General features: G+C 26.3%; 19 protein-coding genes and 1 riboswitch. Of the genes, 3 read left to right on the forward strand and 16 right to left on the reverse strand.

Features of this window, described 5'->3' with window-relative positions:
- Positions 1-3: 3 nt before the first annotated feature.
- From DR020_RS00695 to DR020_RS00710, 4 genes are all read right to left on the reverse strand, one after another.
- Entirely contained in the window at positions 4-921 is a 918-nt protein-coding gene (locus tag DR020_RS00695) for a M15 family metallopeptidase (RefSeq protein WP_112364975.1), read from the reverse strand.
- Positions 922-1,025: 104 nt separating this feature from the next.
- Positions 1,026-1,721, reverse strand: a complete 696-nt coding sequence (locus DR020_RS00700) for a hypothetical protein (protein ID WP_112364976.1) — start codon at positions 1,719-1,721, stop codon at positions 1,026-1,028.
- 117 nt (positions 1,722-1,838) lie between these two features.
- On the reverse strand, positions 1,839-2,351 hold the full coding sequence (locus DR020_RS00705) for a tyrosine-protein kinase family protein (RefSeq protein WP_112364977.1): 513 nt from the start codon (positions 2,349-2,351) through the stop codon (positions 1,839-1,841).
- A 164-nt stretch (positions 2,352-2,515) separates the two neighbouring features.
- Entirely contained in the window at positions 2,516-6,826 is a 4,311-nt protein-coding gene (locus DR020_RS00710; protein WP_112364978.1) for a 2-hydroxyacyl-CoA dehydratase, read from the reverse strand.
- A 410-nt stretch (positions 6,827-7,236) separates the two neighbouring features.
- A riboswitch (purine riboswitch) is annotated at positions 7,237-7,338 on the forward strand.
- A 29-nt stretch (positions 7,339-7,367) separates the two neighbouring features.
- Between DR020_RS00710 and ade the strand changes: the two genes are divergently transcribed.
- Positions 7,368-9,104: an adenine deaminase gene (gene ade, locus DR020_RS00715; protein WP_112364979.1), complete on the forward strand. Its 1,737-nt coding sequence runs from the start codon at positions 7,368-7,370 to the stop codon at positions 9,102-9,104.
- 37 nt (positions 9,105-9,141) lie between these two features.
- Here ade and DR020_RS00720 read toward each other — a convergent pair whose 3' ends face one another.
- From DR020_RS00720 to DR020_RS00740, 5 genes are all read right to left on the reverse strand, one after another.
- Complete coding sequence (locus DR020_RS00720; protein WP_055257991.1) at positions 9,142-9,702, reverse strand: beta-class carbonic anhydrase; 561 nt, start codon at positions 9,700-9,702, stop codon at positions 9,142-9,144.
- Between the two features lie 282 nt (positions 9,703-9,984).
- Positions 9,985-10,764, reverse strand: a complete 780-nt coding sequence (locus DR020_RS00725; protein WP_112364980.1) for a hypothetical protein — start codon at positions 10,762-10,764, stop codon at positions 9,985-9,987.
- 131 nt (positions 10,765-10,895) lie between these two features.
- A complete protein-coding gene (locus DR020_RS00730) occupies positions 10,896-15,110 on the reverse strand; it encodes an acyl-CoA dehydratase activase-related protein (RefSeq protein WP_112364981.1) in 4,215 nt (1,404 codons plus the stop codon).
- 87 nt (positions 15,111-15,197) lie between these two features.
- The gene (locus tag DR020_RS00735) at positions 15,198-16,094 is read right to left on the reverse strand and encodes a LysR substrate-binding domain-containing protein (RefSeq protein WP_058993103.1); all 897 of its coding nucleotides are present in this window, start codon (positions 16,092-16,094) and stop codon (positions 15,198-15,200) included.
- A 130-nt stretch (positions 16,095-16,224) separates the two neighbouring features.
- Complete coding sequence (locus tag DR020_RS00740) at positions 16,225-17,106, reverse strand: LysR family transcriptional regulator (protein WP_058993101.1); 882 nt, start codon at positions 17,104-17,106, stop codon at positions 16,225-16,227.
- Positions 17,107-17,674: 568 nt separating this feature from the next.
- On the opposite strand from DR020_RS00740, the gene DR020_RS00745 reads away from it, so the two are divergent.
- Positions 17,675-18,244, forward strand: a complete 570-nt coding sequence (locus DR020_RS00745) for an HD domain-containing protein (RefSeq protein WP_058993099.1) — start codon at positions 17,675-17,677, stop codon at positions 18,242-18,244.
- 52 nt (positions 18,245-18,296) lie between these two features.
- Here the strand turns inward: DR020_RS00745 and DR020_RS12390 are convergent, their stop codons facing one another.
- The 7 genes from DR020_RS12390 to DR020_RS00775 form a co-directional block, all read right to left on the reverse strand.
- Complete coding sequence (locus DR020_RS12390) at positions 18,297-18,818, reverse strand: hypothetical protein (protein WP_070101156.1); 522 nt, start codon at positions 18,816-18,818, stop codon at positions 18,297-18,299.
- Positions 18,819-19,052: 234 nt separating this feature from the next.
- Positions 19,053-19,916 carry an NAD(P)/FAD-dependent oxidoreductase gene (locus DR020_RS00755; RefSeq protein WP_055258003.1) on the reverse strand — a complete coding sequence of 288 codons (864 nt, stop codon included), beginning with the start codon at positions 19,914-19,916 and terminating at the stop codon, positions 19,053-19,055.
- Positions 19,917-20,010: 94 nt separating this feature from the next.
- Positions 20,011-20,454, reverse strand: a complete 444-nt coding sequence (locus tag DR020_RS00760) for a MarR family winged helix-turn-helix transcriptional regulator (RefSeq protein ID WP_112364982.1) — start codon at positions 20,452-20,454, stop codon at positions 20,011-20,013.
- Between the two features lie 175 nt (positions 20,455-20,629).
- Positions 20,630-20,821 carry a hypothetical protein gene (locus DR020_RS00765; RefSeq protein WP_055258007.1) on the reverse strand — a complete coding sequence of 64 codons (192 nt, stop codon included), beginning with the start codon at positions 20,819-20,821 and terminating at the stop codon, positions 20,630-20,632.
- A gap of 121 nt (positions 20,822-20,942) precedes the next feature.
- Positions 20,943-21,749 (reverse strand): nicotinamide riboside transporter PnuC, encoded by an 807-nt coding sequence (gene pnuC / locus DR020_RS00770; RefSeq protein ID WP_055258009.1) that lies wholly within the window; start codon positions 21,747-21,749, stop codon positions 20,943-20,945.
- A 131-nt stretch (positions 21,750-21,880) separates the two neighbouring features.
- The gene (locus DR020_RS12570; RefSeq protein WP_265327728.1) at positions 21,881-22,039 is read right to left on the reverse strand and encodes a triphosphoribosyl-dephospho-CoA synthase; all 159 of its coding nucleotides are present in this window, start codon (positions 22,037-22,039) and stop codon (positions 21,881-21,883) included.
- Entirely contained in the window at positions 22,036-22,746 is a 711-nt protein-coding gene (locus DR020_RS00775) for a triphosphoribosyl-dephospho-CoA synthase (RefSeq protein WP_265327729.1), read from the reverse strand. Before DR020_RS00775 ends, DR020_RS12570 begins: the two co-directional genes overlap by 4 nt.
- Before the next feature lie 212 nt (positions 22,747-22,958).
- Here DR020_RS00775 and DR020_RS00780 point away from each other — a divergent pair, with 212 nt between their 5' ends.
- Positions 22,959-24,149, forward strand: coding sequence for a multidrug efflux MFS transporter (locus DR020_RS00780; protein WP_055258013.1), 1,191 nt, complete (start codon positions 22,959-22,961; stop codon positions 24,147-24,149).
- The last annotated feature ends 142 nt before the right edge of the window (positions 24,150-24,291 follow it).

Raw genomic sequence — 24,291 nt, forward strand, 5'->3', positions numbered from 1 at the left:
CCCTTAAAATAATTGATCTATTTTATTTATAATTTCATTAGTCTTATCATCAAGTGGAACATCTAAATACCATGGCTTTTCTAAACTTTTTGTATTCTCACCAAAATATCTTGCTTTTAGTATTATTTCTGGTCTATATTCAAAATGTAATATATCAAATTTTGCCCATTTTCCTCCCCAAACAAATCCATTATCTTCAAAAGCTTTAACAAGTTCCTTTGGATATGATGCAATTCTTTTTGTTGCATCCTCTTTCTTTGCCCATTTCCAGTAATCACTATTACTTTTATTTAAATCAATAGCAATTCCAAAAGAATGTGGACTTAATCTTCCTGTTCCTTGAATATACCTATAATTAAAAGTTCCCATAATAGGTAAAACAAATTGTATTATCTTTGAATTTTGTTCTTTTTCATAAGATTTTGCTGTCTCTAAAGCACTTTTTAAAGCTCTAGCTGCTCCATTTTGTCCATTAAAAGAAATAGGACCGTAAGGAGTTAAAATAGTTTCTAAATTGTTTTCAACATTTATCTCACTATAACCATAAACCTCATTTAAAAGAGAATATACCCGTATTCTTCCTGGATTTTTCCCATCCTCAACTACACAATCTATACTTTCTAACGAATAAACATCCTCTAACATATCCTGAAGATCTGGACTATTTAGCTTTTCTTCATCACTTTTCACATTTTTATCATCATATAATATTTTCCTATTAGACCTAGTCACAAGATAAATAAATCCATGTTCATCCTTGTAAACATCTTTTATATAATCACTATAAGCAAGCATAAGACATAAAAGATCTTGCTTAACCATTATATCATAATCATTATAATTATTTTTACTAAAAACAGAAATATTTGTAAATAAAACCATGATAATAGTAAATATTATTACTTTGAATATTTTTTTCATCAAACCTCACCTCAAAGCGTTTTTATTTAGCTTTACCAGAGTTTAATTTTTAATTCTAAAATTCAAAGGTGGCATCAATAATTTTATTTTGATACCACCTATTACTACGATTTAAATTTACTTTCCACTATATTTTTAATGTCGTACGAATCAAATTCATCTTCCCAAAGTTTCCTTGACAAATTAGATTTATTTTTCCATATACTCTTTTCTGTAAGATATAATATAAATTTTTCAAAATCACTTTCCTCTTTTGCCAAATAACCATTATTATTTTTTATAAAATCTTCAGCTATACTATTTTGAGATACAACTATCGGAAGACCAACCCCTATATATTGAATTAGATTAATATATATTTTTTCATTTAACTTATACAAATCATCTAGACAAACTATTGCTATATGAGATTTTAACATTTCATTAAGAACGCTTTTTTCAGTAAATTTTATATTTTCTATAATTAAAGAATCTACACCAATTTCTAACTTTTCATCACATATAACCTTTAAGATTAACTTTTGATATTTAAGTTTTTTCGCTAGCAAATCTAGATTAGGTAATATTTTTTTTAAATTATTTAATTCATTGCGTTCACCAATCCACAGAAGAATAATTTTATTATTATAATAAGAAAGCCGTTCTTTATTAATTTCATAAAGATTAATATATTCTAATATCTTATTACTAGTTATTGTTTTAGTTTCATATTCCCTATCCATATCATCTATATATTGAACCTTTCTATAAGAAGATAAATACTTATACTTTTTATTTGCAATATAAATTGATATTTTCATTTTATCCCTTCTTTAATAATTAATATTTAATTATTTATATCAATACAATCCCTATTTAACCTTACTTCTATGAACTTAGCTTTCTATTTTAATAATGACTATTCTTTTTAACTAAAGTTAATTTTCTCTACCAAGCAAAATAACATCTTTAATTTCATTTAATATATGCCCATACTCCGTAAATGTTTCTGGCATATCCAAAATTATATAATCGTAAAATTCTTTCAAATAAACTACAATACTTTTCAATTTATTAGCTGTTAACAAATCTACCAAATTTAATCTCTTAATTCCAAACGTTAAAATATCTAAATTATTATCAATATTTACTATAATATCCTCTACATTTATATCTTCTACTAAAACTTCATACAAACCAAAATTATTTGATATATCAAATTGTTCATAAGTATTTAAATTTCTAAAATTACAATCAATGATTAAAATTTTATTTTCTTTTAATGCCAAAGTATTTGCAATATTAATTGCAATTTCCTGCTCTTCAATATTTGATAATAACTCTGGAATTACAACTAAGGGTCTTTTATCTGAGCATAAATTTTCTATATTTTCTACTAACTTTTTATAATCACTATAATTTTTTATTTTTAAATATTCAATATTTCCCATTTATCTTAATCCCCTTCATTATAATTTAATAAATAATTGTTTAAACTAATTTTTAGTACATTATATATATTAAATATTAATTTTAAATATTACATAACACCTTATCTATCCTATTATAAAAATAAAGGAGCTAAGTCTAAATTTTAGACTTAGCTCCTTTATTTTTATCCTATAATATTATTTTCTTTTTCTTTTTTTTCTATAGATTTTTCTTCTATACTGTCTAAATCATTGCTTTTTCCTTGTCTTTTATTAAGATTTTTAAAAGCTGTAGATAACATAAGTTTTATTCTATTTAATTGGTTTACTTCACTAGAACCTGGGTCATAATCAACTGCAACAATATTTGCATTGCTATTTTGTCTCTTTATTTCTTTCATAACACCTTTTCCAGTAACATGATTTGGAAGACAACCAAATGGTTGCATACAAACTATATTTTCAACCCCATTTTCTATAAGTTCCATCATTTCACCCGTTAAAAGCCATCCTTCACCAGATTGATTTCCAAGATCAACCACCTTAGAAGCTTCATGAGCTAATCCTTTTATTGAACCCAATCTTATAAATTTACTATTTTTAACCGCATTTCTGTAAGGCGTTCTATAAAGCTCTACTAAAGATATAAAAACATTTCCAAATATTTTCTGTTTCTTACTTCCTGCTAAATATCTATTTGCATAAGTACTACCATAAATTGAATATAAGAAAAAGTCTAAAAGGTCTGGAACAACTGCTTCTGCCCCCTCTTTTTCTATAATACTTACAATATCATTATTTGCTATTGGATTAAATTTAACTAATATTTCTCCAACAACTCCAACCTTTGGTTTTATATCATTTGTAACTTCTAAAGCTTCAAATTCACGAACTATCCTCTTTATATTTTCTCTGTAAACTAATATATTAGGTTTCTTTAAAGATTCTTTACATTTTTCCATCCACTTATCATAAAGAACATTAGCTGAACCTTTAATTTTTTCATATGGTCTTACAGCATATAAAACTTTCATAAGCAAGTCTCCATAAATAATTCCCATTATACATTTATGAAGCATAGGCAATGTTAAGCTAAATCCACTATTTTCCTCCATACCTTTTGCATTTAAAGATATAATTGGAATATCTGAAAATCCTGCGTCTTCCATAGCCTTTCTTAAATAACCTATATAATTAGTTGCCCTACAAGCTCCCCCTGTTTGACTTATAATCACAGAAGTAGTTTTTAAATCATATTTTCCTGATTTTAATGCACTTATTATTTGACCTACCACTATAATTCCAGGATAACACGCATCATTATTTACATATTTTAAACCTTCATCTACAACTTTTTTATCATTTGCAGGTAAAACTACAATATTATATCCAGACAATCTAAATGCTTCTTCTAAAAGCTCAAAATGTATAGGGGACATTTGTGGAGCCAATATTGTATGTGTTTTTCTCATTTCTTCTGTGAACTCTTTTTTGTTAACATAAGTAACATTTTGTGCTTTTTGAGCAGAATTTTTAATATTTTTTCTCTCTTCCATAGCAGCTTTTAAAGATCTAAGCCTTATTTTTGCTGCACCTAAATTATTTCCTTCATCTATTTTTATAGTTGTATAAATTTTTGAATGCTTATTTAATATTTCTTGAACCTGTTCTGTAGTTATTGAATCTATTCCACATCCAAATGAATTTAATTGAACTATTTCTAAATCATCATTTTTAGCAACATAAGTAGCGGCTGAATACAATCTTGAATGATATGCCCATTGATTAACCACTCTAAGAGGAGTATCTATACTGCCTAAATGTGCGACAGAATCCTCTGTTAACACTGCCATTCCTAAAGAATTTATAAGCTCAGCCATACCATGATTTATTTCTGGGTCGATATGATATGGTCTTCCACTTAAAACTATTCCTTTTACGCCATTATCCTTAACATACTTTATTATTTCCTCACCCTTTTGCCTTATGTCAGCTTTAAAACTCTCTTGCTCACTCCATGCTTTATCAACAGCCTCATTTATTTCTTTCTTAGAAACATCAAAGCTACTTAATTCCTCAAAAAGCCTTTCTTTAAGCCTTTTTTTATCATGAAGTGGTAAAAATGGCTTCATAAAGTTTATATTTTCTTCTCTTATTCTATCTACATTATTCTTTATAACCTCAGGATAAGATATTACTATTGGACAATTAAAATGATTATCTACATTCTCATTTTCTTTTTTCTCATGAATTATACTTGGATAAAAGATATTTTTTATATTTTTATCTATAAGATTTATTATATGCCCATGTACTAATTTTCCTGGATAACAAACTGATTCTGATGGAATAGTATCAATTCCTTGTTCATAGACCTTTTTAGACGACTTATCAGAAATCTGTACTCTAAATCCAAGATTTGTAAAGAAAGTAAACCAAAATGGATAATTTTCATATATATTTAAAACTCTTGGTATTCCAATTACACCTCTTTTTGCTTCTTCTTCCTTTAATGGTTCATAGCTAAATAATTTATCATATTTATATTTATAAAGATTTGGAATGTGGTTATGTTTTATTGGCTTTCCTGCGCCCCTTTCACATCTATTCCCTGATATATGACGCTCTCCATTGCTAAATTTATTTATAGTTAAAAGACAATGGTTTGAACATATATTACATCTAGTCATTGATGATTTCACATTAAAATCTTCTAATTCTTTTTCACCTAAAAGTTTTGTTACATATCCTTCTTCATATCTTTCCTTAGCTATAAGTGCAGCACCAAAAGCTCCCATAATTCCCGCTATGTCTGGTCTTATAACTTCTCTTCCTGATAAAAGTTCAAAACTTCTTAAAACTGCATTATTATAAAATGTTCCACCTTGAACAACTATTTTTTCCCCAAGTTCTTTAGGATTTCTAACCTTAATAACTTTAAATAGCGCATTTTTAACTACTGAATATGAAAGTCCTGCAGATATATCACTAACGTCGGCTCCTTCCTTTTGAGCTTGTTTAACTCTAGAATTCATAAATACCGTACACTTAGAACCTAAATCAACTGGTCTTTTTGATAAAAGAGCTTTTTGTGCAAAATCCTTTATATTCATATCTAATGATTTAGCAAAAGTTTCTAAAAATGAACCGCATCCAGCAGAACATGCTTCATTTAACACAATGCTATCTATAACACCGTCTTTTATCTTTATACATTTCATATCTTGTCCACCAATATCTAATATGAAATCTACACCTGGTTGAAAATGTGCAGCTGCTTTATAGTGAGCTACTGTTTCTATCTCACCTATATCTACCTTTAATCCAGATTTTAAAAGTTCTTCACCATAACCTGTTACTGCTGAATTAACTATTTTAACTCCTTTAGGTAAAATACTATATAATTCTTTTAAAACAGCCATTGATGAATTTAATGGACTACCACCATTACTTCCATAATGAGTAAATACTATGTTAGAGTTTTCATCTATTAATGTAACTTTAGTTGTTGTAGATCCTGCATCTATCCCTAAAAATACATTCCCTTTAAGTTCACTTATTTCTTTTCTATGTACTGAATTTTTCTCGTGTCTTTGTATGAATTTCTTTAGTTCTTCTTCATTTTCAAATAGTGGCTTAAGAGTTTCAGATTCACTTAAAGATGAAACATCAACATTCTTTATCTTATTTCTAAGCTCTAAAAATTGAAGAGGAGTTTCCTCTATTGAGTATAAAGAAGCACCAAGAGCTATAAAAACTTCTGAATTATTTGGAAATATTATTTCTTCATCTTTAAGTTCTAGGGTTTCTATAAATCTATTTCTAAGTTCTGATAAAAAGTGAAGTGGTCCACCTAAAAATGCAACATTTCCTTTTATAGGTCTTCCACATGCAAGTCCACTTATTGTTTGTATTACAACCGCTTGAAGCACAGAGGCTGCAATGTCTTCTTTAGCAGCTCCTTGATTTAAAAGAGGTTGTACATCTGTTTTTGCAAAAACCCCACATCTAGCTGCTATTGGATATATTGTTTTATGATTTTTAGCTAAATTATTTAGTCCCGTAGCATCAGTTTGTAAAAGGGCAGCCATTTGATCTATGAATGAACCAGTACCTCCTGCGCATGTTCCATTCATTCTTTGTTCTATTCCACCTTGAAAATAAGTTATTTTAGCATCCTCTCCGCCAAGTTCTATAGCTACATCTGTTTCTGGTAAAAATACTTCTATTGCCTTTGTACCTGCTATCACCTCTTGAACAAATTTTATTCCAAGTGAACTTGCAATTGCCATTCCACCTGATCCTGTAATAGATACAGTAACTCTTGCAAATTTAAACTCATCATAATAAGAATCTAAAATTTTAGCTACTGTTTTTCTAATGTCTGAGTAATGCCTTTCATATCTACTATGAATAATATTTTTATTTGTATCTAAAATTACAAATTTAACAGTAGTAGACCCTATATCTATTCCAATATGAAATAAATTATCCATTATTTAAAAACCTCCGATATTTATACATTATTTAATATTTTAAAGTAAAATTAAAATTCCGTCAGTTAACTGCATCCTATAAAATACATTGTTATATACTTTAATTCTTTGTTGATTTTAAAATTTAGTAATATATTATATGTGCTTTAAAATATCTTATATGATACATTCTTAACTCTTCAAAACAAATCCATATTATTATATTAATTATTTTGTTGATTTTTGTCAAAGCAACTTTATGGTTAGACTACAAAAAGTTACAAAGAAATGCACATTAAATTTTTACCATTATTTTTATTTATAGTAATTAGCTAATCATATCTCTAAAAATTTATTATTTTTATGAATTTTTAATAAAATAAATTAGAACTAATTACTTAGTAATCATTTGACATTATACCATATGATTAATATAATGTTTATAAAACCTTTATATAAGCTTAATAATATGGTTTAAGCGTTTCTACCACATCACCGTAAATGGTGTGATTATTTAGGATATTTCCATAAGATTAATTTATATTTTAAAGGTAGGTTTTTTATGAATAAGGAAAATTTTGTAAAATCAATTAAAGCTTCTGCTAAAAAAATTCCATGCGATTTAGTAATTAAAAATATTAACATTGTAGATGTCTTTCAAAGTTCTACATTCATTTCAGATGTAGCTATACTTAATGGATATATAGTTGGAATTGGTGAATATAGCGGAAAATTAGAACTTGATGGAACAGGAAAATATATCTGTCCAAGTCTTATAGACGCTCACGCTCATATAGAATCTTCTCTTTTAACCCCTGATCAATATTATCAAACAGCACTAATTCATGGAGTGACATCTATGATAGTAGATCCTCATGAAATAGCCAATGTACTTGGTACAAAAGGAATAGATTTTATGTTGTCAAAAAGTTCAAATCTCCCTTTTGATTTTTATTTTATGTTACCCTCTTGTGTACCAGCTACATCTTTTGAAAATTCAGGAGCTGTCTTAAATAGCACAGATTTAAGTCCCTATTATTGCAACAATAAAGTTTTAGGATTAGCTGAAGTTATGAATTTCCCTTCTGTTTTAAATTGCGAAAAAGATATGATAGAAAAACTTTGGGATGCTAGAGAAAATAATAAAACAATTGATGGGCACGCAGCTGGCTTTTCTATAGATTTAATAAATACTTATGCAACTGCTAACATACTAACAGATCATGAAAGCCATACAAGTGAAGAACTTATAGATAAAGTAAGACGTGGAATGTATGTTCTTATAAGAGAGGGTACGGTTGCTAAAAACTTAAATGAACTTGTAAAAAGTGTATCTGCATTAAACAGTAGAAAATTATGTCTTTGTACAGATGATAAACATATTGATGATATTATAAAAAATGGAACAATAAATAATTCTATTAAAATGTGTATAAACCATGGTATTATGCCTGAAACAGCGATACAAATGGCAACATTAAATACTTGTGAATGCTATAATATAAAATATAAAGGGGCTATAGCTCCAGGATATATTGCGGATTTTTTAATTTTAGATGATTTAAATACATTTTCTATAAATTCAGTTTATAAAAATGGTCGTCTTGTAGTTAAGGATAACAAATTAGTTAATATAGATTCATACAAACCATCAAATTCTAATCTTCCTTGTACTATGAATTTTAGCAAGTTAACCGTAAATGATTTTAAAATAAATATTAAAAATAAAAATATTTTAAATGTTATCGAAATAATACCAAACAAATTAGAAAGTAATCATTTAAAACTAAATATTAAAGATTTAAACCTAGGAGATGAATTTATACCATCCATCCATAATGATTTATTAAAAATTGCAGTTATAGAAAGGCATAAAAATACTGGAAACATTGGACTTGGAATTATAAATGGATTAAAAATAGAATCTGGTGCAATAGCAACTACAATAGCTCATGATTCTCATAATCTTATAGTTTGTGGAACTAATGATTTGGATATGTTAAAAGCTATAGAAAATCTTAAAAATATACAGGGTGGAATTTCTATTTGTAAAGATGGTAAAATTTTAGCATCTCTTTCTTTAGAAGTAGGTGGGCTTATAACAGAACGTCCTGTTGATGAAGTTTTAAAGGATTTAGAAAATCTGCACAATGCAATAGATATAATAGCACCTAAAATAAACTTTAATCCTTTTTTAACTCTATCATTTTTATCCCTTCCTGTAATCCCATCTTTAAAAATTACTGATAAAGGCTTATTTAATGTTGATAAATTTTCCTTTATAGACGTTGCAGAATAAATTTAAAATATTTAAATAAGGAAGCTTTAAAGCTTCCTTATTTATTTCCATCAACTATAACTTCAAGTTCACCAGTTGAAGAATCTATAACAAGTCCATGAACTCTTACATCTTTAGGTATAAGTGGATGTTTTCTTACAACTTCCACACTATCCTTTACTGACTCCTCAACTGAGTCAAATCCATGAAGCCACTTTTTTATATTTATTCCTGAATTATATACAGTATCTATTATTTCTTCAGACACTCCTCTATTTATAATTGTTTTAATAAATAATGATGTATCTAAATTAGACATTCCACATCCTTTATGTGCAACTATAAAAACATCTTCAGCATTAAACTCATAAATTGCAACTATGATACTTCTCATAGCACTACCAAAAGGGTGTGCTATCGTTGCACCTGCATTTTTTATTATTTTAGCGTCACCATTTTTTATATTCATAGCTTTTGGAAGCAAATCTGTAAGTCTAGCATCCATACAAGTTAAAATAACCATCTTTTTATCTGGATGTTTTGATGTTATATATTTTTCATATCCTTTTTGTTCTACAAATTTCTTATTATATTCTAAAACTTCTTGTAATCTATTCATACTCTTTCGCTATAAAGCATTTAACTTTATTAACGATTTCACCTCTCTTTTTAAAATTTTCCTATAACAAATTATTTAATTTAAATAAAAAAACAATTAATATTTAAGGCAAAATTATTAATTATTTAAAGCATATAGCTAAACTCGCAATAATTTTCGCTATATTTTTAATTATATCATATTTTTTTAATATTTTATTAAAATTAAATTAATTTTATAGAAATATATTGTAAGTTTTATAACTTTTACAGTATTTTGTATTCAATTTAAACAATAAATAAATTATGATATTTTAGACACGGCATTATACAAAATTAATATATTAACTGGAATCAAATTTATAAGAAGCGAAATTCCATACTTATAAAATGAGGAAAATAAAAATATGTTTGAATATATAAACGGTATAAGTGCTATTAATAAATAATATATACCTATGATTATTAAATATTTTTTTTTATGTTTGGTCTTATAGAACCATTTTGTAGCTATAAATACTGCCATAGCAGATACTATTATTATAAAAATATCTTCTTTATATAATTTATAAGCCAGAGAAATATTAGATAACTTATATATTATTATGTTACATACAAATAAACTTATAATAGTTAGTCCACCTGATACCAAACATTCCTTTTTATTTTTATCATGTGATTTTGGCATAGCAACTAAAAATGAAAAAATTATTGTCTCTAACGCCACCTCTAAAATTCCCTTTATTTTAAAGCCTACAGAAATATTATTGTAAAAGCTATCTAATGTATAAAAAGAAAATTTTTTAATGTTTATAATTCCTAAAACCATTATAACTAAAAAAATTCTAATATATCCATATTCTTTACCTATATATGAATCTTTAATAATAAATAATACCCCTCCATATATTATTCCTTTTAATAAATTTTTTAAAATACTTAAAAACTCATCATAACTTATGTTACCCAAATTATCCAAAGTAAATATATCATAATAAGACTTAGAAAAAATAAATGAACAAAATATAGCTACAAACATGTAAATTATAGCAATCTTTAATATAAATTTAATATTATTCTTCATAATTTCTCTCCAAATAATAGATATTTAAATTAATTTTACCATATTTTTACATATTTATAAATCAAATATTTTTTATATTTGTAAAATAAAATATTAAAAAAGCTTGAATTTAATCAAGCTTTTTTAATTATTTATATTTTATTAAAAGCACTAGCTAACATAAGTTTTATTCTGTTTATTTGATTTACTTCACTAGAACCTGGATCATACTCTATTGGAACTATATTTAAATTTTTATATTTATCTTTTAAAGCTTTTATAGTTCCCCTTGCATTTGAATGAGCTGGTAAACATCCAAATGGTTGAACACATATTATATTATTAACTCCCCAATCAGCAAGCTCTATTATCTCTCCTGGAAGCCTCCAACCTTCTCCTGATTGATTACCTAAAGAAATTATACTGCTCGCTTTTTTAGCAAGTTCACCTATTTTTTCAGATGGATAGAATAATTTACTATTTTTTAATGCATCTAAATATACCTTTTGATATCTTTCAATGAATTTAATAGTAAAACCACCTTTTAAACTATCTATAAATTTTCCATCTAATTTTTTGTAATTAAATATCTTATTATAACTAGAAGATAACATTATAGATAAAAGATCATTAGATACAACTTCTACTCCTTCACTTTCTAACATATTTACTATTCTATTATTAGCAACAGGATTTAACTTAACTAAAAGCTCACCAACTACCCCAACTTTTGGCTTTTCAATATTTATTCTTGGAATAGCCTCAAAATCTTTTATTATTCCACTTATAATATGCTTATACTGTGATTTTATTGGATGCTTAAAAGATTCTTTACAAATATTCATCCATTTATCATAAGCTTTTTGTGTACTTCCTTTTATCTTCTCATAAGGTCTAACCCTATATAATACTTTTGTTAAAAGGTCACCATATATCATACCCGCTAAGGATTTTGTAAGAAATTCTAAATTTAATCCTTCTAAAGCATATTCTTTCTTGGCTCCTGCCATATTAAAAGATAGTATAGGAATATCATTAAACCCAGCATCTTTTAATCCTCTCTCTAAAAGTTTTATATAATTTGTAAATCTACATTGACCTTCTGTTTGAGCTAAGAGTATTGTAACATTATTAACATCATATTTACCTGATTTTAAGGCATCTAATATTTGACCAATAACAACTATTGCAGGATAACAAACATCATTATTTAAATGCTTTAACCCTTCATTTATTGCATTTTTAGATTCATCAAGAACAACTATATCATAACCATAATTGCCCATAAGTCCTTTCATAAGTTCAAAATGAATAGGTGAAAATTGAGGGATTAATATTGTTCTATTTTTCCCTGGATTTACAAATTTCTTTTTAGGTTCTTTTTCCTTTTCATGTCTTATAAAATTTGTTCTCTCTCTTTCATCCATAGCAGCTTTTAATGATCTAAGCCTTATTCTAGCCGCTCCTAAATTGCTTCCTTCATCAATTTTTATATTAGTATAAATCTTATCTTTATCAGTTAATATATCATTTACTTGATCTGTTGTTATTGAATCTAAACCACAACCAAAAGAAGTCAATTGCACAAGTTCTATATCATCTCTATTAGAAATAAATGTTGAAGATGTGTAAAGTCTTGAATGATACGCCCATTGATCTACTACTTGAAGCTTATCTTGAACCTTTCCTAAGTGTGATACAGAATCTTCCGTAAATACTGCCATTCCTAAGCTATTTATTATTTTTGGTATACCGTGATTTATTTCTGGGTCTATATGGTATGGTCTTCCACCTAATAAAATTCCCTTAATATTATTATCTTCAATATATTTTAACGCCTCTTCACCTTTTTTTCTTATGTCTAACTTACATTTTTGTAGCTCATTCCAAGCTTTATCTACAGCCTTAGACACTTCTCCTTTAGATAAATCAAACATTTTAAGTTCTGAAACTAATCTCTTTTTAAGTTTATCCTTATTTCTAAAAGGTAAAAATGGATTTATAAAATTCACATCATGTTCTTTTAATGATTCCATATTATTTTTTATAGCTTCACCATAAGATGTTACAACAGGACAATTAAAACAATTATCTGCATTTTCTATTTCCTTAATTTCATGAATTATGCAAGGCAAGAATATATTTTTAATACCTTTTTCTATTAAATTTTCTACATGACCATGAACAAGCTTTGCAGGATAACATGCACTCTCTGACGCTATAGAATCTAATCCTTTTTCATAAAGAGCCTTAGATGAATTATCAGATATTATAACCCTAAAGCCTAAATCATCAAAGAATGTAAACCAAAATGGGTAATTTTCATACATATTTAAAACCCTCGGTATTCCAATAATTCCTCTTTTAGCTTTATCTTTCTCTAAAGGTTTATAGGAAAATAATTTTTCATATTTATACTCATAAAGATTTGGTATATCTTTATTGTGCTCCTTGTTTCCTAAAGGTCTTTCACACCTATTTCCTGATATAAATCTCTTATTATTATTAAATTTATTTATTGTTAATTGGCAATTATTTGAACAAAGTCCACACCTAGTCATATTAGTGTTTAAAGTTATATTTCTTACATCTTCATTAGATAAAAGAGTAGTTTTATATCCATCCTCAAATCTTTCTCTAGCTAAAAGAGCTGCACCATATGCTCCCATAAGTCCTGAAATATTAGGTCTTGTAACATTTCTTCCTGATAAGATTTCAAAACTTCTTAAAACAGCCTCATTATAAAATGTTCCACCTTGAACAACTATATTTTTACCTAAATCTTCGGGATTTCTAAGTTTTATTACTTTATATAAGGTATTTTTAACTACAGAATAAGCAAGACCTGCAGATATATCCTCTACACTATAACCTTCCCTTTGTGCTTGCTTTACTTTTGAATTCATAAATACTGTGCACTTAGAACCTAAATCAACAGGTTCTTTTGCAAACAATGCTTTATTTGCAAAGTCTTCTATTTCATATCCTAAAGATTTAGAAAATGCTTGTAAAAATGAACCACATCCAGCTGAGCACGCTTCATTTAAAGTTATGCTTTGAATTACTCCATCCTTAATTTTTAAGCATTTCATATCTTGCCCACCAATATCTAATATAAAATCCACGTCATCTAAGAAGAATTTAGCTGCTTTATAGTGAGCTACCGTCTCAATTTCTCCAATATCTATACAAAAAGCTTCTTTCAATAACGCTTCTCCATACCCTGTAACCGCACTATTTACTATTTTGGCTTTATCAGGCAAGTTTTTATATATGTCTAACAATATATTTTTTGAAGTATTTACAGGGTTACCTTCATTACCACCATAGTATGAATAAAGAATTTCCCCATTTTCATTTATTAATGCTGCTTTGGTTGTAGTTGAACCTGCATCTATCCCTAAATAACAGTTTCCATTTGCTGCTTTTATATCTAACTTCTTTATATTATTTTTTTCATGCCTTTCCTTAAATTCTCTATATTCCTCTTCATTTTTAAATAAAGCATCTAAAGTATTTGTTTTTTCACTTTGAAATTCCCCTATATTATTTAACTTATATATTATATCTTCATAAGTAAAACTAATTTCAGATTCACAACTTAATGCTGCACCTAAAGCCACATAAAGCTCTGAATTTTTTGGAAAAATAACATCTTCCTCTTTAAGATTTAAAACTTCTATAAATCTATTTCTAAGCTCTGATAAAAATGTTAAAGGCCCTCCTAAAAATGCAACCTTTCCTTTTATAGGTCTTCCACAAGCTAATACGCTTATAGTTTGAACAACTACTGCATGAAATATTGACATTGCAATATCTGCCTTATCTGCACCTTCATTTATTAAGGGTTGTACATCTGTTTTAGCGAAAACTCCACATCTAGCAGCAATTGGATATATATGTGAATAACCTTTAGCTATTTCATTAAGTTTTGTAGCATCCATATTTAAAAGTGTTGCCATTTGATCTATGAATGCCCCCGTACCACCTGCACAAGTACCATTCATTCTTTGTTCTACTCCACCTTGTAAATATGTTATCTTAGCATCTTCGCCACCAAGCTCTATTACAACATCAGCATCAGGATTATTATCTTTAATAGCTTTAGTACTAGCTATTACTTCTTGAATAAATTCTATTCCTAAATCATTTGCTAATGTCATACCACCTGAACCAGCTATCGTACATTTTATATTACTATCTTTTATAAAATCCTTAGCATCATTTAAACATTCTAAAAAAGCATTTCTTATATTAGCCATATGCCTTCTATATGTCTTATAAATTAGCTTATTATCTTCATCTAGAACTACCATTTTTATAGTTGTAGAACCAATATCTACTCCTACCCTCACTATTTTATCCATGATTTTTAATCCCAACCCCTTTCGGAAATTATCATACGTGTTTTAAGTTTAATAATACTACTTTAATATATAAAATTCTACTAAAATTTATCTTTTAAAAGATGTTGCATTTTTGCTAAGCTCTTCTTTAAATGCGGCTACGGCATTTGAATATTTTATCTTTTTAGGTAATATATAAGAAAAATATCTTTTGTATATATCATCTAATTCTATAATGCTTATACTCTTATCAAATTCCACTTCATGTTTAACAACAAAGTCAGATATTAATGTTATTCCTAAATCATTTTTAACAGCTTCTTTTACGGCAAAGCTACTTCCTAAAGTTATTATTCCCTTAGGAACTATTTTATTTGCATTTAAAAACATATTTAAAGATTCACGAGTTGCAGAACCAACTTCTCTCGTTACCCAATTTAAATTTTGAAGACATGAGTAATCTTTAGTTGCCCTTATATGTTCATATTCATTAGGTAGCATTAAAACCAAATTATCCCTTAAAAAATGTTCTTGTTCAAATTCAAAGGATGTTGGATTGCCCTCTATAAGTCCTATATCTACTTTAAAATGTTTTACTTTTTCACATATTTTTCTAGTGTTATCTATAATAAGTTCTATTTTAACATCAGGATATTTTTTTACAAAATACCCTAAGAAAGCTGGTAGAAAATATTCTCCTATAGTATAACTAGCCCCGATTCTAAGATGTCCATTGACAACATTTGAAATATTTTCAACTTCATTTTTTGTATCTTCTAATATCTTTATTATTTCCTTTGCTCTTTTATAAAGAACTCTCCCACTTTCTGTTATAACTATGTTTTTTTGCTTTACAGACCTACTTATAAGATCTGTATTAAATTGTTTTTCTAAATTTTTAATATGCACACTTACACTTGGTTGAGATAAATGTAAAATTTCACCTGCCTTTGTGAAATTTTCATATTCTACTACCGCTATAAAAGTCCTTAATTCTTCTATCATACTATCCTACCTTAATCTTATTTTCTCTTTTGCTTTCTCGCTTATTATTAATCTTTCAAATCATATTATATATCAATAAATGTGATAATACTAATTTTATATGTATTTTTATATAACATTAAAGTTAAATTTATTTATTATTTATAGCATATTCTATAAAATTCTTCATATTTTTAGTAAGTAATTTATCTTTATGGACAATAAGATAGAGTTTTCTTTTTATAGCACCATTTTTTAGTCTTAATATCTTTATTCTTTCTCCAAAATTAGTATTTTCTATACACTTTAAAGAAATACATCCAATTCCCAAACCATTTTTAACCGTCCTTATAATAGCTTCTGAATTTCCAAGTTCCATAAATATATTATGGGTTATGTGATTATTAATTAAATAATTATCCACAGTTTCACGCAAACCACTTCCCTTTTCTCTTATTATAAGTTTCTCTTTTCTAATCTCATTGCTATCTATAAAATCTAAATTGGAAAGCCTGTGTTTATTATTACATATAAAAACAATTTCATCTTCCCACATAATTGTTTTTATAATTTCATCACTTTTCAAATTCCCCTCTATAAATCCAAAATCAATTTCATTATTTAAAACCAAACTCTCAATACTCTCAGTATTTCCTATTTTTAATGATATATCTATATTTTTATAATCATTGCAATAATTATTCATTATCTCTGGAAGTATATAAGTCCCTATAGTAGAACTTGCCCCTAAATAAATTTTTCCCCTCTCACCATCATTGATTTCACTTAAAATTTTATTACTTTCCTCATATAAATTTAATATTCTTCTTGTATAAATTAAAAATATCTCCCCTTCATGAGTTAAATATAATTTTTTTCCTATCCTATCAAAAAGCTTCGAATTAATCTCCTCTTCTAATTCTTTAATAGCTTGGCTTACCGATGGTTGAGTTATATATAATTTTTTACTTGCTTCTGTCATACTTAAATTTTTAGCAGTTTCATAAAATATTTCTAGTCTTCTAAAATTCATAATTGCACCAAACTCTCAATATTAATTATATAATAAAAATTCTTATATAATATATTTTAAAAATAATATTTTATTTATTCAACAAATAATTATGATTTTTTTATTTTACCCATAATAAAAAGAGATAAATTTTAAACAAAAATGTATAAAATCTATCCCTATTTATCTTTTCCGCTCTTTAATGTAACTAAAACTTTTTTTTATTTAAATAAAAGCTAATTTAACATTTATCCGATCTAGTGTAACTAAAACTAATTTAAACCCCTACAAAATAAAAAATATTACATTTTTTTATAATTAATGATTAAATTTCTTTTATTTCTACATATTTATAATACATCTTTTTTAATTATAAGTAAAATAAATATTTTTTATATATAACATAGTAATTTACCTATGAAAATAAGTTCTATTTACATATTTTTAGCATTTAATAAAAACTTATAACTTTTTATTATAAATCTTATTGTATTTGACTACTTTTTAGTACATAATAAATATAAATTAATTATAACCTAGTAATATACTAATAAATATTACTTAGCAATTATAAACTAGGAGGTAAATATTGTCTGACTTTTCTATTAAGGATGTTTTATACTTAAGTAGCGAATATTGTTCTGAAAAAACTATAAACCACCACATTAGAGTTTGTAAATTTTCTTTGTTGCTATTTAATTCACTAAAAGATCCTTATTCTTTAACTGAAGATGAAAAATTAATTCTTATAGGTTCTAGTCTTCTTCATGATATAGGAAAATATATAGATGACAAAGACCATCACAAATATTCAAAAAATATAATTTTAGGAGATAAAAGATTTTATTATCTTTTTAAAGATTTGACAATGCCTATATCAATAGTAGCTTGTAGTCATAGAAAATTTATTTCTAACGATGCAAAAATTTCAAAAGACTTTAGTTATGATTCTTTGCTAAAGATTATATCTATTTTAAGAGTTTGCGATTCTATTGATTATTACAAGGATGATTCATTTGAAATTAATGATATATGTATTAATCCATATGAAATAGTTCTAAATGTTAATTTTAGGTGCAATAAAGAGTTCTTAAAAAATTTTCATATGAAAAAAATATTATTTGAAAATACATTTAGAAAAGTTTTAACTGTTTGTTAAGTAAAAAATTAAGGCTGCAAAAAATTTTACAGTCTTAATTTTACTATCTATCTTATAAATCATTTAAAATAGCTTCTAATTTTTTATCTAATTCTAAATCATCCATAAAATCTATCTTTTCATCGTCTTTAGCTATATTTTCTGTTACTTCTTCTATAACTTCTTCTTCATTTACATTTTCATTATTTCTATTTAAGAATTCATTTAAGTCAGTATAGCTACTCTTTGCAAATTCTAAGAACACATCTTCATCAACTTCAGCAAATTGTCTAGTATTTACAACAACTAAATCTCTAATCATAAGTTTTACATCTATTTTACCAACAACCTTGACCATATTTACTTTAGTAAATGCATTTAATATTCCTGCACATTCTTTATCATTATATATTATAGCATTATTTGTCTTTGGTAGTGTTTGTCTAGAATCAAGAGTAGCTACTAAATAAAATTCCCCTTCTTCATCATATAATTCTAATGCAAGGTTATTAGTATTTAAATATCTTTCCATTGCACAAGTTAAATTTAAGCCATCCCAAGAAATTTTTTTATTAAATATTTTTACAGTAGCCATAACTTAAGCCTTCTTTCTTTTTTAAATTTAATACTTATTTATGTATTATAATATTATCACATTTTAAACAATTATATTAATCTTACATATATATTATATATAAAATTTTAACTTAGTAAATAATAAAGAATTTTTTATGCAAAAAAATATATTTTTATATAAAAAATAACAGACCACACCAAAATATTATATATTTTATAAACTTTTGGCATAGTCTATTATTAAAATTATTAACTAATTACTTTTTTTTAACTTTTCTAAATAAGAAACTGCACTTAAAGCTGCAACTAATCCTTCACCAGCACCCTTTATATATTGATATGGTTTTCCAACTATATCTCCTGCTGCAAAACACCCTTTAATATTTGTAGCCATTGTTCTATCAACCTTTATATGACCACCCTCTACTTCAAGACCTGGCATTAATTGATTTGGTGCTATACTATCTTTTAAAAAGAATACTCCATCAACCTTCACTTCTTTATCCTTGAAAATAAGCCTATTAACTAAATTTTCACCTGCAACTTCTATTGGTTTTTCCTTTATTATTTCTATATTATCATTTAAATCTTTCTCTCCATTATACATAGGAACAAAATAAACTTTCGATGCAAGTTCACTTACATAATTTGCTTCTTCTGCTGCTTCATGATTATAACCAACCACAGCCACTATTTTATTTTTATAAAGAGGTGCATCACAAGTTGCACAGTATCCAACTCCTCTTCCTAAAAATTGCTCTTCTCCTTTTATAGGTCTTGTAAATTCAACTCCAGTAGCAAGAATTACTGTTGATGCTTCGTACATTTTTTCATTAACCATTAGAGCAAAATAATCACCCATAGCATAAATATTATTAATTCTCTCTTCTGTTATTGTTATACCCATCTTTTCTATATGCTCAGTAAAATGTTCTTTAAGAGCCTTACCGTCTAAGCCTGGAAGTCCAAGATAATTATTAATCTTTGGCGCTTTATTTACTTTTCCACTTAACTCCTTTGTTCCAAAAACTATTATATTTTTATTCCTAATTTTTCCATTTATAGCTGCTGAAAGTCCTGCTGGACCACTTCCAACTATTGCAATATCATATCTCATTTATTCTTCCTCCTATAACTTTAATTATTAATTTTATTTTGTCATTTTTTATATATAACTATTATTAAATTTAATATTTATTTCAAGTTAAACTTTATTCGCAATATTTTTCTATTTTCTCTAATTTATTTAGAAAATCATTAAATTCTTTCATATAATGAATATACTCTTCATTTGAAAGATTTAAAGAACAAGCTATTTTATCTGGAATGCTTATCGCTTCCCCTTTAAGAGCTTCTCCTAAATCAGTTATAACAATGTTTATTTTTCTATCATCTGCCTCATCCTTTACTCTTTTTATATAACCACTTTTCTCTAGCTTACTTATTATTGGAGTCAATGTACCTGTCTTCATTCTAAGAATACAACTTAAATTTTTAAAGCATATAGATTCATTTTCCCAAATTACAAGCATTACTAAATATTGAGGATAAGTTAAATTTAACTTTTTTAATAATGGATTGTAAAATCTTATTATACTTTTTGATGCTGAATAAACTTTAAAACACAATTGACTATCTATTTTTAAAATATCCATTCTTATTACCTTTCTATTAATCTTATACGATTAATCTTATACGATTATTTTACTACTATTATTATATGTAGTCAATACTAATTTGATACAGGTTATGAAATTTATCTTATACTAAATTTATGATTAACAAAATAAAAACACACCTTAAAATTTAAGGTGCGTTTTTTTATATGTACTACATTCTTTCTTTAACCATTGCAAAAAATTCTTCTTCACTATTTGCTTGAACTAATTCATCATTTATAAATGCTGTAAACTCATCTCCGCATTGTGCAATGCAGTTATCATCTACATTATTTTCTCCAACTAAAGCTTTTAATTTTTCCATATCAACTCCTGAACAAGCAGGACATATTCTTATTTCCATTGTTATTCCTCCTAAAACTAATATTTTATGACTATTATAAATTAAAAAATAATTATTATCAAGTAATTATTTTTTAATTTAACTATTTACTAGAAAATAATTAAATTTTATTTTACAATTATTATCCTCTCTGTCTTTTATTATACATCTTTCTCCAAAGATAGAATCCATAAATTGCTCCAACCCCGTATTGTACCCAATTTATCATTCCTGAAAAATCACTAACTATTATAGATGCTGTAATATTACTTGTCTCAAATAAACTTTGTATAAACAATACAACTCCTATATTACAAATAATCCAAAAATACCATTGTTCTATGTATCTTAAAGAAGTTAAAATCATAGCCATTACTGTTAAAACTGTTGTTAATGAATCCATAACAGGTGATGCATCTGGTGAGATAGTAACACCAAATACTGCTGATGCTATGTTTGGCAAATTAACTAATAAAAGATAATAAAGTCCCCAACAAATAAATAGTGCTATTATAGTTATTATCCATTTTTTAGCTGTAAATTTTTTTATTTGAATTTCTTTATTTTTTGATTTTGCTAAATTTCTCTTCCAAGCAATAAGCCCTGCAATTTGTATTGGAAGAAGTAATATTATATTTTGAATTACTTGCCCATATAAAGCATTTTCCCATGACACCCATCCATATGTAACAGTGTTAGTTAATAAAAAAGCATAAAGTATAATTTCCGCCCTAGCTTGATATATAGATGCTATTACTCCACTTATTGAACAGATAAAACCAATTATCCCCAAAAGAGTAAAAACCGAATCCCAACCTTGTCCCATAAGTATTGGGCTAATAAAAGAAAAAATACTTGCTACCCCAAATATAACTAAAAACCATTTTTGAAATGTTGATAGCGCTGTCCAAAAGTTCGTGCTTTTTACGTTATAGTTATTATTTTCCATAATAAACTCCTTATATTTATTAATTCTTTTTACAAACATGAACAATTATATTATATTTTTATAAAATATTCAATATTGTTATTTATAAATACCACATTTTATTTATTATTTTCTCTCTAATGTTCGTTATGCTATAAATTTTTCATATATCTTTTAATAAAGTATAAAAATATAGTAACTCCTAAAATATCTGCACTTCCCCCAGGGCTTATATTTTTACTTATAAAATCATCATTTAATTTATTTATCATTTTTTTCCCAAAATCAGTCTTCATTCCACCTAAATTCATAATTTCTTTTGATACATTTTTACATAGTTTAATCCTTCTATTCCAGTCCTATGTATAACAGTTGAATCATCACAAAATTGCATTATTCCAATGAGAGTATGTACAAGTCTTTCATTTTCCTCTAAATATAAACTATTTTCGTATAAATCTAGTCCATAGTTAAAAGCTAATGGAATTCCATCTTCTACCTCTCCTCTTATCCCAGTTATTCCATATTGTAAGTACAATTTTTCTCCATGAGTTATTTTTTTCTTTTTTTCTAGATTTTTAAAATCATTTTTAACTATTCCTTTACACATACTTTTTATTATATTTTGAATATCATAAAAATCTTTTTTATGGCATATTGCATAACTAGACGCCGCTATACAAATCCCTATTAAAAATATCATTCCTTTATGAGTATTTACATTTTTCGTAGAATTAAACATAGCTTTCTCGGCTTTAATACCTATTTTTTTTATATTTAAAAATATTTTAGATAACTCCTCTTCCTTCATTCCTTCATTCGCAAAAAGAGCCAAATATTTAGTTATTGCAAATGTACTATCTATAAATGTATAGTAATTCATATCATCATGAGAACCTGAAGATACTGGTGATACAAGACCTGGAGATGGAAAACAAGACACTTCATATAAAATAGCTTTTGCAGCTAAAGATGCTATATCTAAACAAATTTCATTTAAACTTAATACATTATCCATATTCTTCTCCTTAATAATAATTTTTTACAACCATTTAAAAGTATACATTAATTTTAAAATAATATTTATATTTTTTACTCATATATTTTATTTATATATATGATAAAAACATATATTATACATATGTATTATTTAGTTTTATACTATATTTATGTGTTTACTAATAAACTATTTAAAATTAAATTATTTAAGAAAGGAATAGATTTAATTATATGGAAATATGGAAAAGAAATTTATTTGTATGTTGGTTTGGAGCTTTTATAACTGCAATTGGTCTAAGTCAAATAGCTCCTTTTTTACCTGTATATATAAAAGATTTAGGAGTAGAAAATGCTCATAACGTTGATATACTCTCTGGAATCTGTTTTGGTATTACTTTTTTGATATCTGCAATTGTATCCCCTATGTGGGCTAAAATGTCTGATAAGCACGGAAGAAAACCAATGCTTTTAAGGGCAAGTATCGGAATGGCAATTGTAATATTTTTGATGGGATTTTCCCAAAATGTATATGAGCTAACTATATTAAGAGCTCTTCAAGGTGCAGTTTCTGGTTATACTACAGCATGCATAACCTTAGTAGCCACTCAAACTAATAAAAATCATGTTGGTTGGGCTCTTGGAGTTTTATCAACAGCCACAGTATCTGGCTCTCTTGTTGGACCTTTAGTTGGTGGATATTTAGCCGATACTATCGGAATTAGGAATGTTTTTTTTGTTATAGGTATTTTATTATTTATAACTTTTATTGCTACAATTGTCTTTGTTAAAGAAAAATTTGAAGTTATTAAAACAAGCAATTTAAAATTTAAAGAGGTATGGAAAATGGTTCCTGAACCTGCTCTTATAATTTCACTATTTACAACAAGTTTTATATTAAGAACAGCTCTATACTCTATAGAACCTATGATGACACAATACATATCAACCCTTACCACTAATACATACAATGTAGTTTTAATATCTGGAATAGCATTTTCTGCAACAGGTCTTGGAAGCATCTTAGCAGCACCTGCCCTTGGAAAACTCTCAGATAGAATTGGTACAAAAAAAATAATTTTAGTATCTCTTATATTCTCTGCTATTATATATTTACCTCAAGCTTTTGTTAGCAATGCCTTTGAATTAACAATTCTTCGTATTATATTAGGTTTTGCAACAGCTGGAATAGTTCCTGGTATTAATTCAATGATAAAAAGGGCAACTAAAAAAGAGGTAACAGCTAGAGTCTTAGGAGTTAATATGTCCTTTCAATATTTAGGTACATTTTTAGGTGCAATTTTAGGTGGACAAATCGGAGCGTATTTTGGAATAAGAAATATATTCTTTATAACAACTGGATTACTTTTAATAAATGCACTAATTATATACTTTAAAGTATATAAAACTTCCATAACTATTTAAAAAACAACGCCCAAATTTATAGTATTTTTAAACATATTATTTAAATGTTGAAAGCTAAAAAAAAATAATTTATAATTTAATTACATTTGTAACACAAAAACACAAATGATTCCAATATTAATTTTTTATTATTTAATATTGA

This window comes from Sarcina ventriculi, from assembly GCF_900456775.1.
Taxonomy (GTDB): domain Bacteria; phylum Bacillota; class Clostridia; order Clostridiales; family Clostridiaceae; genus Sarcina; species Sarcina ventriculi.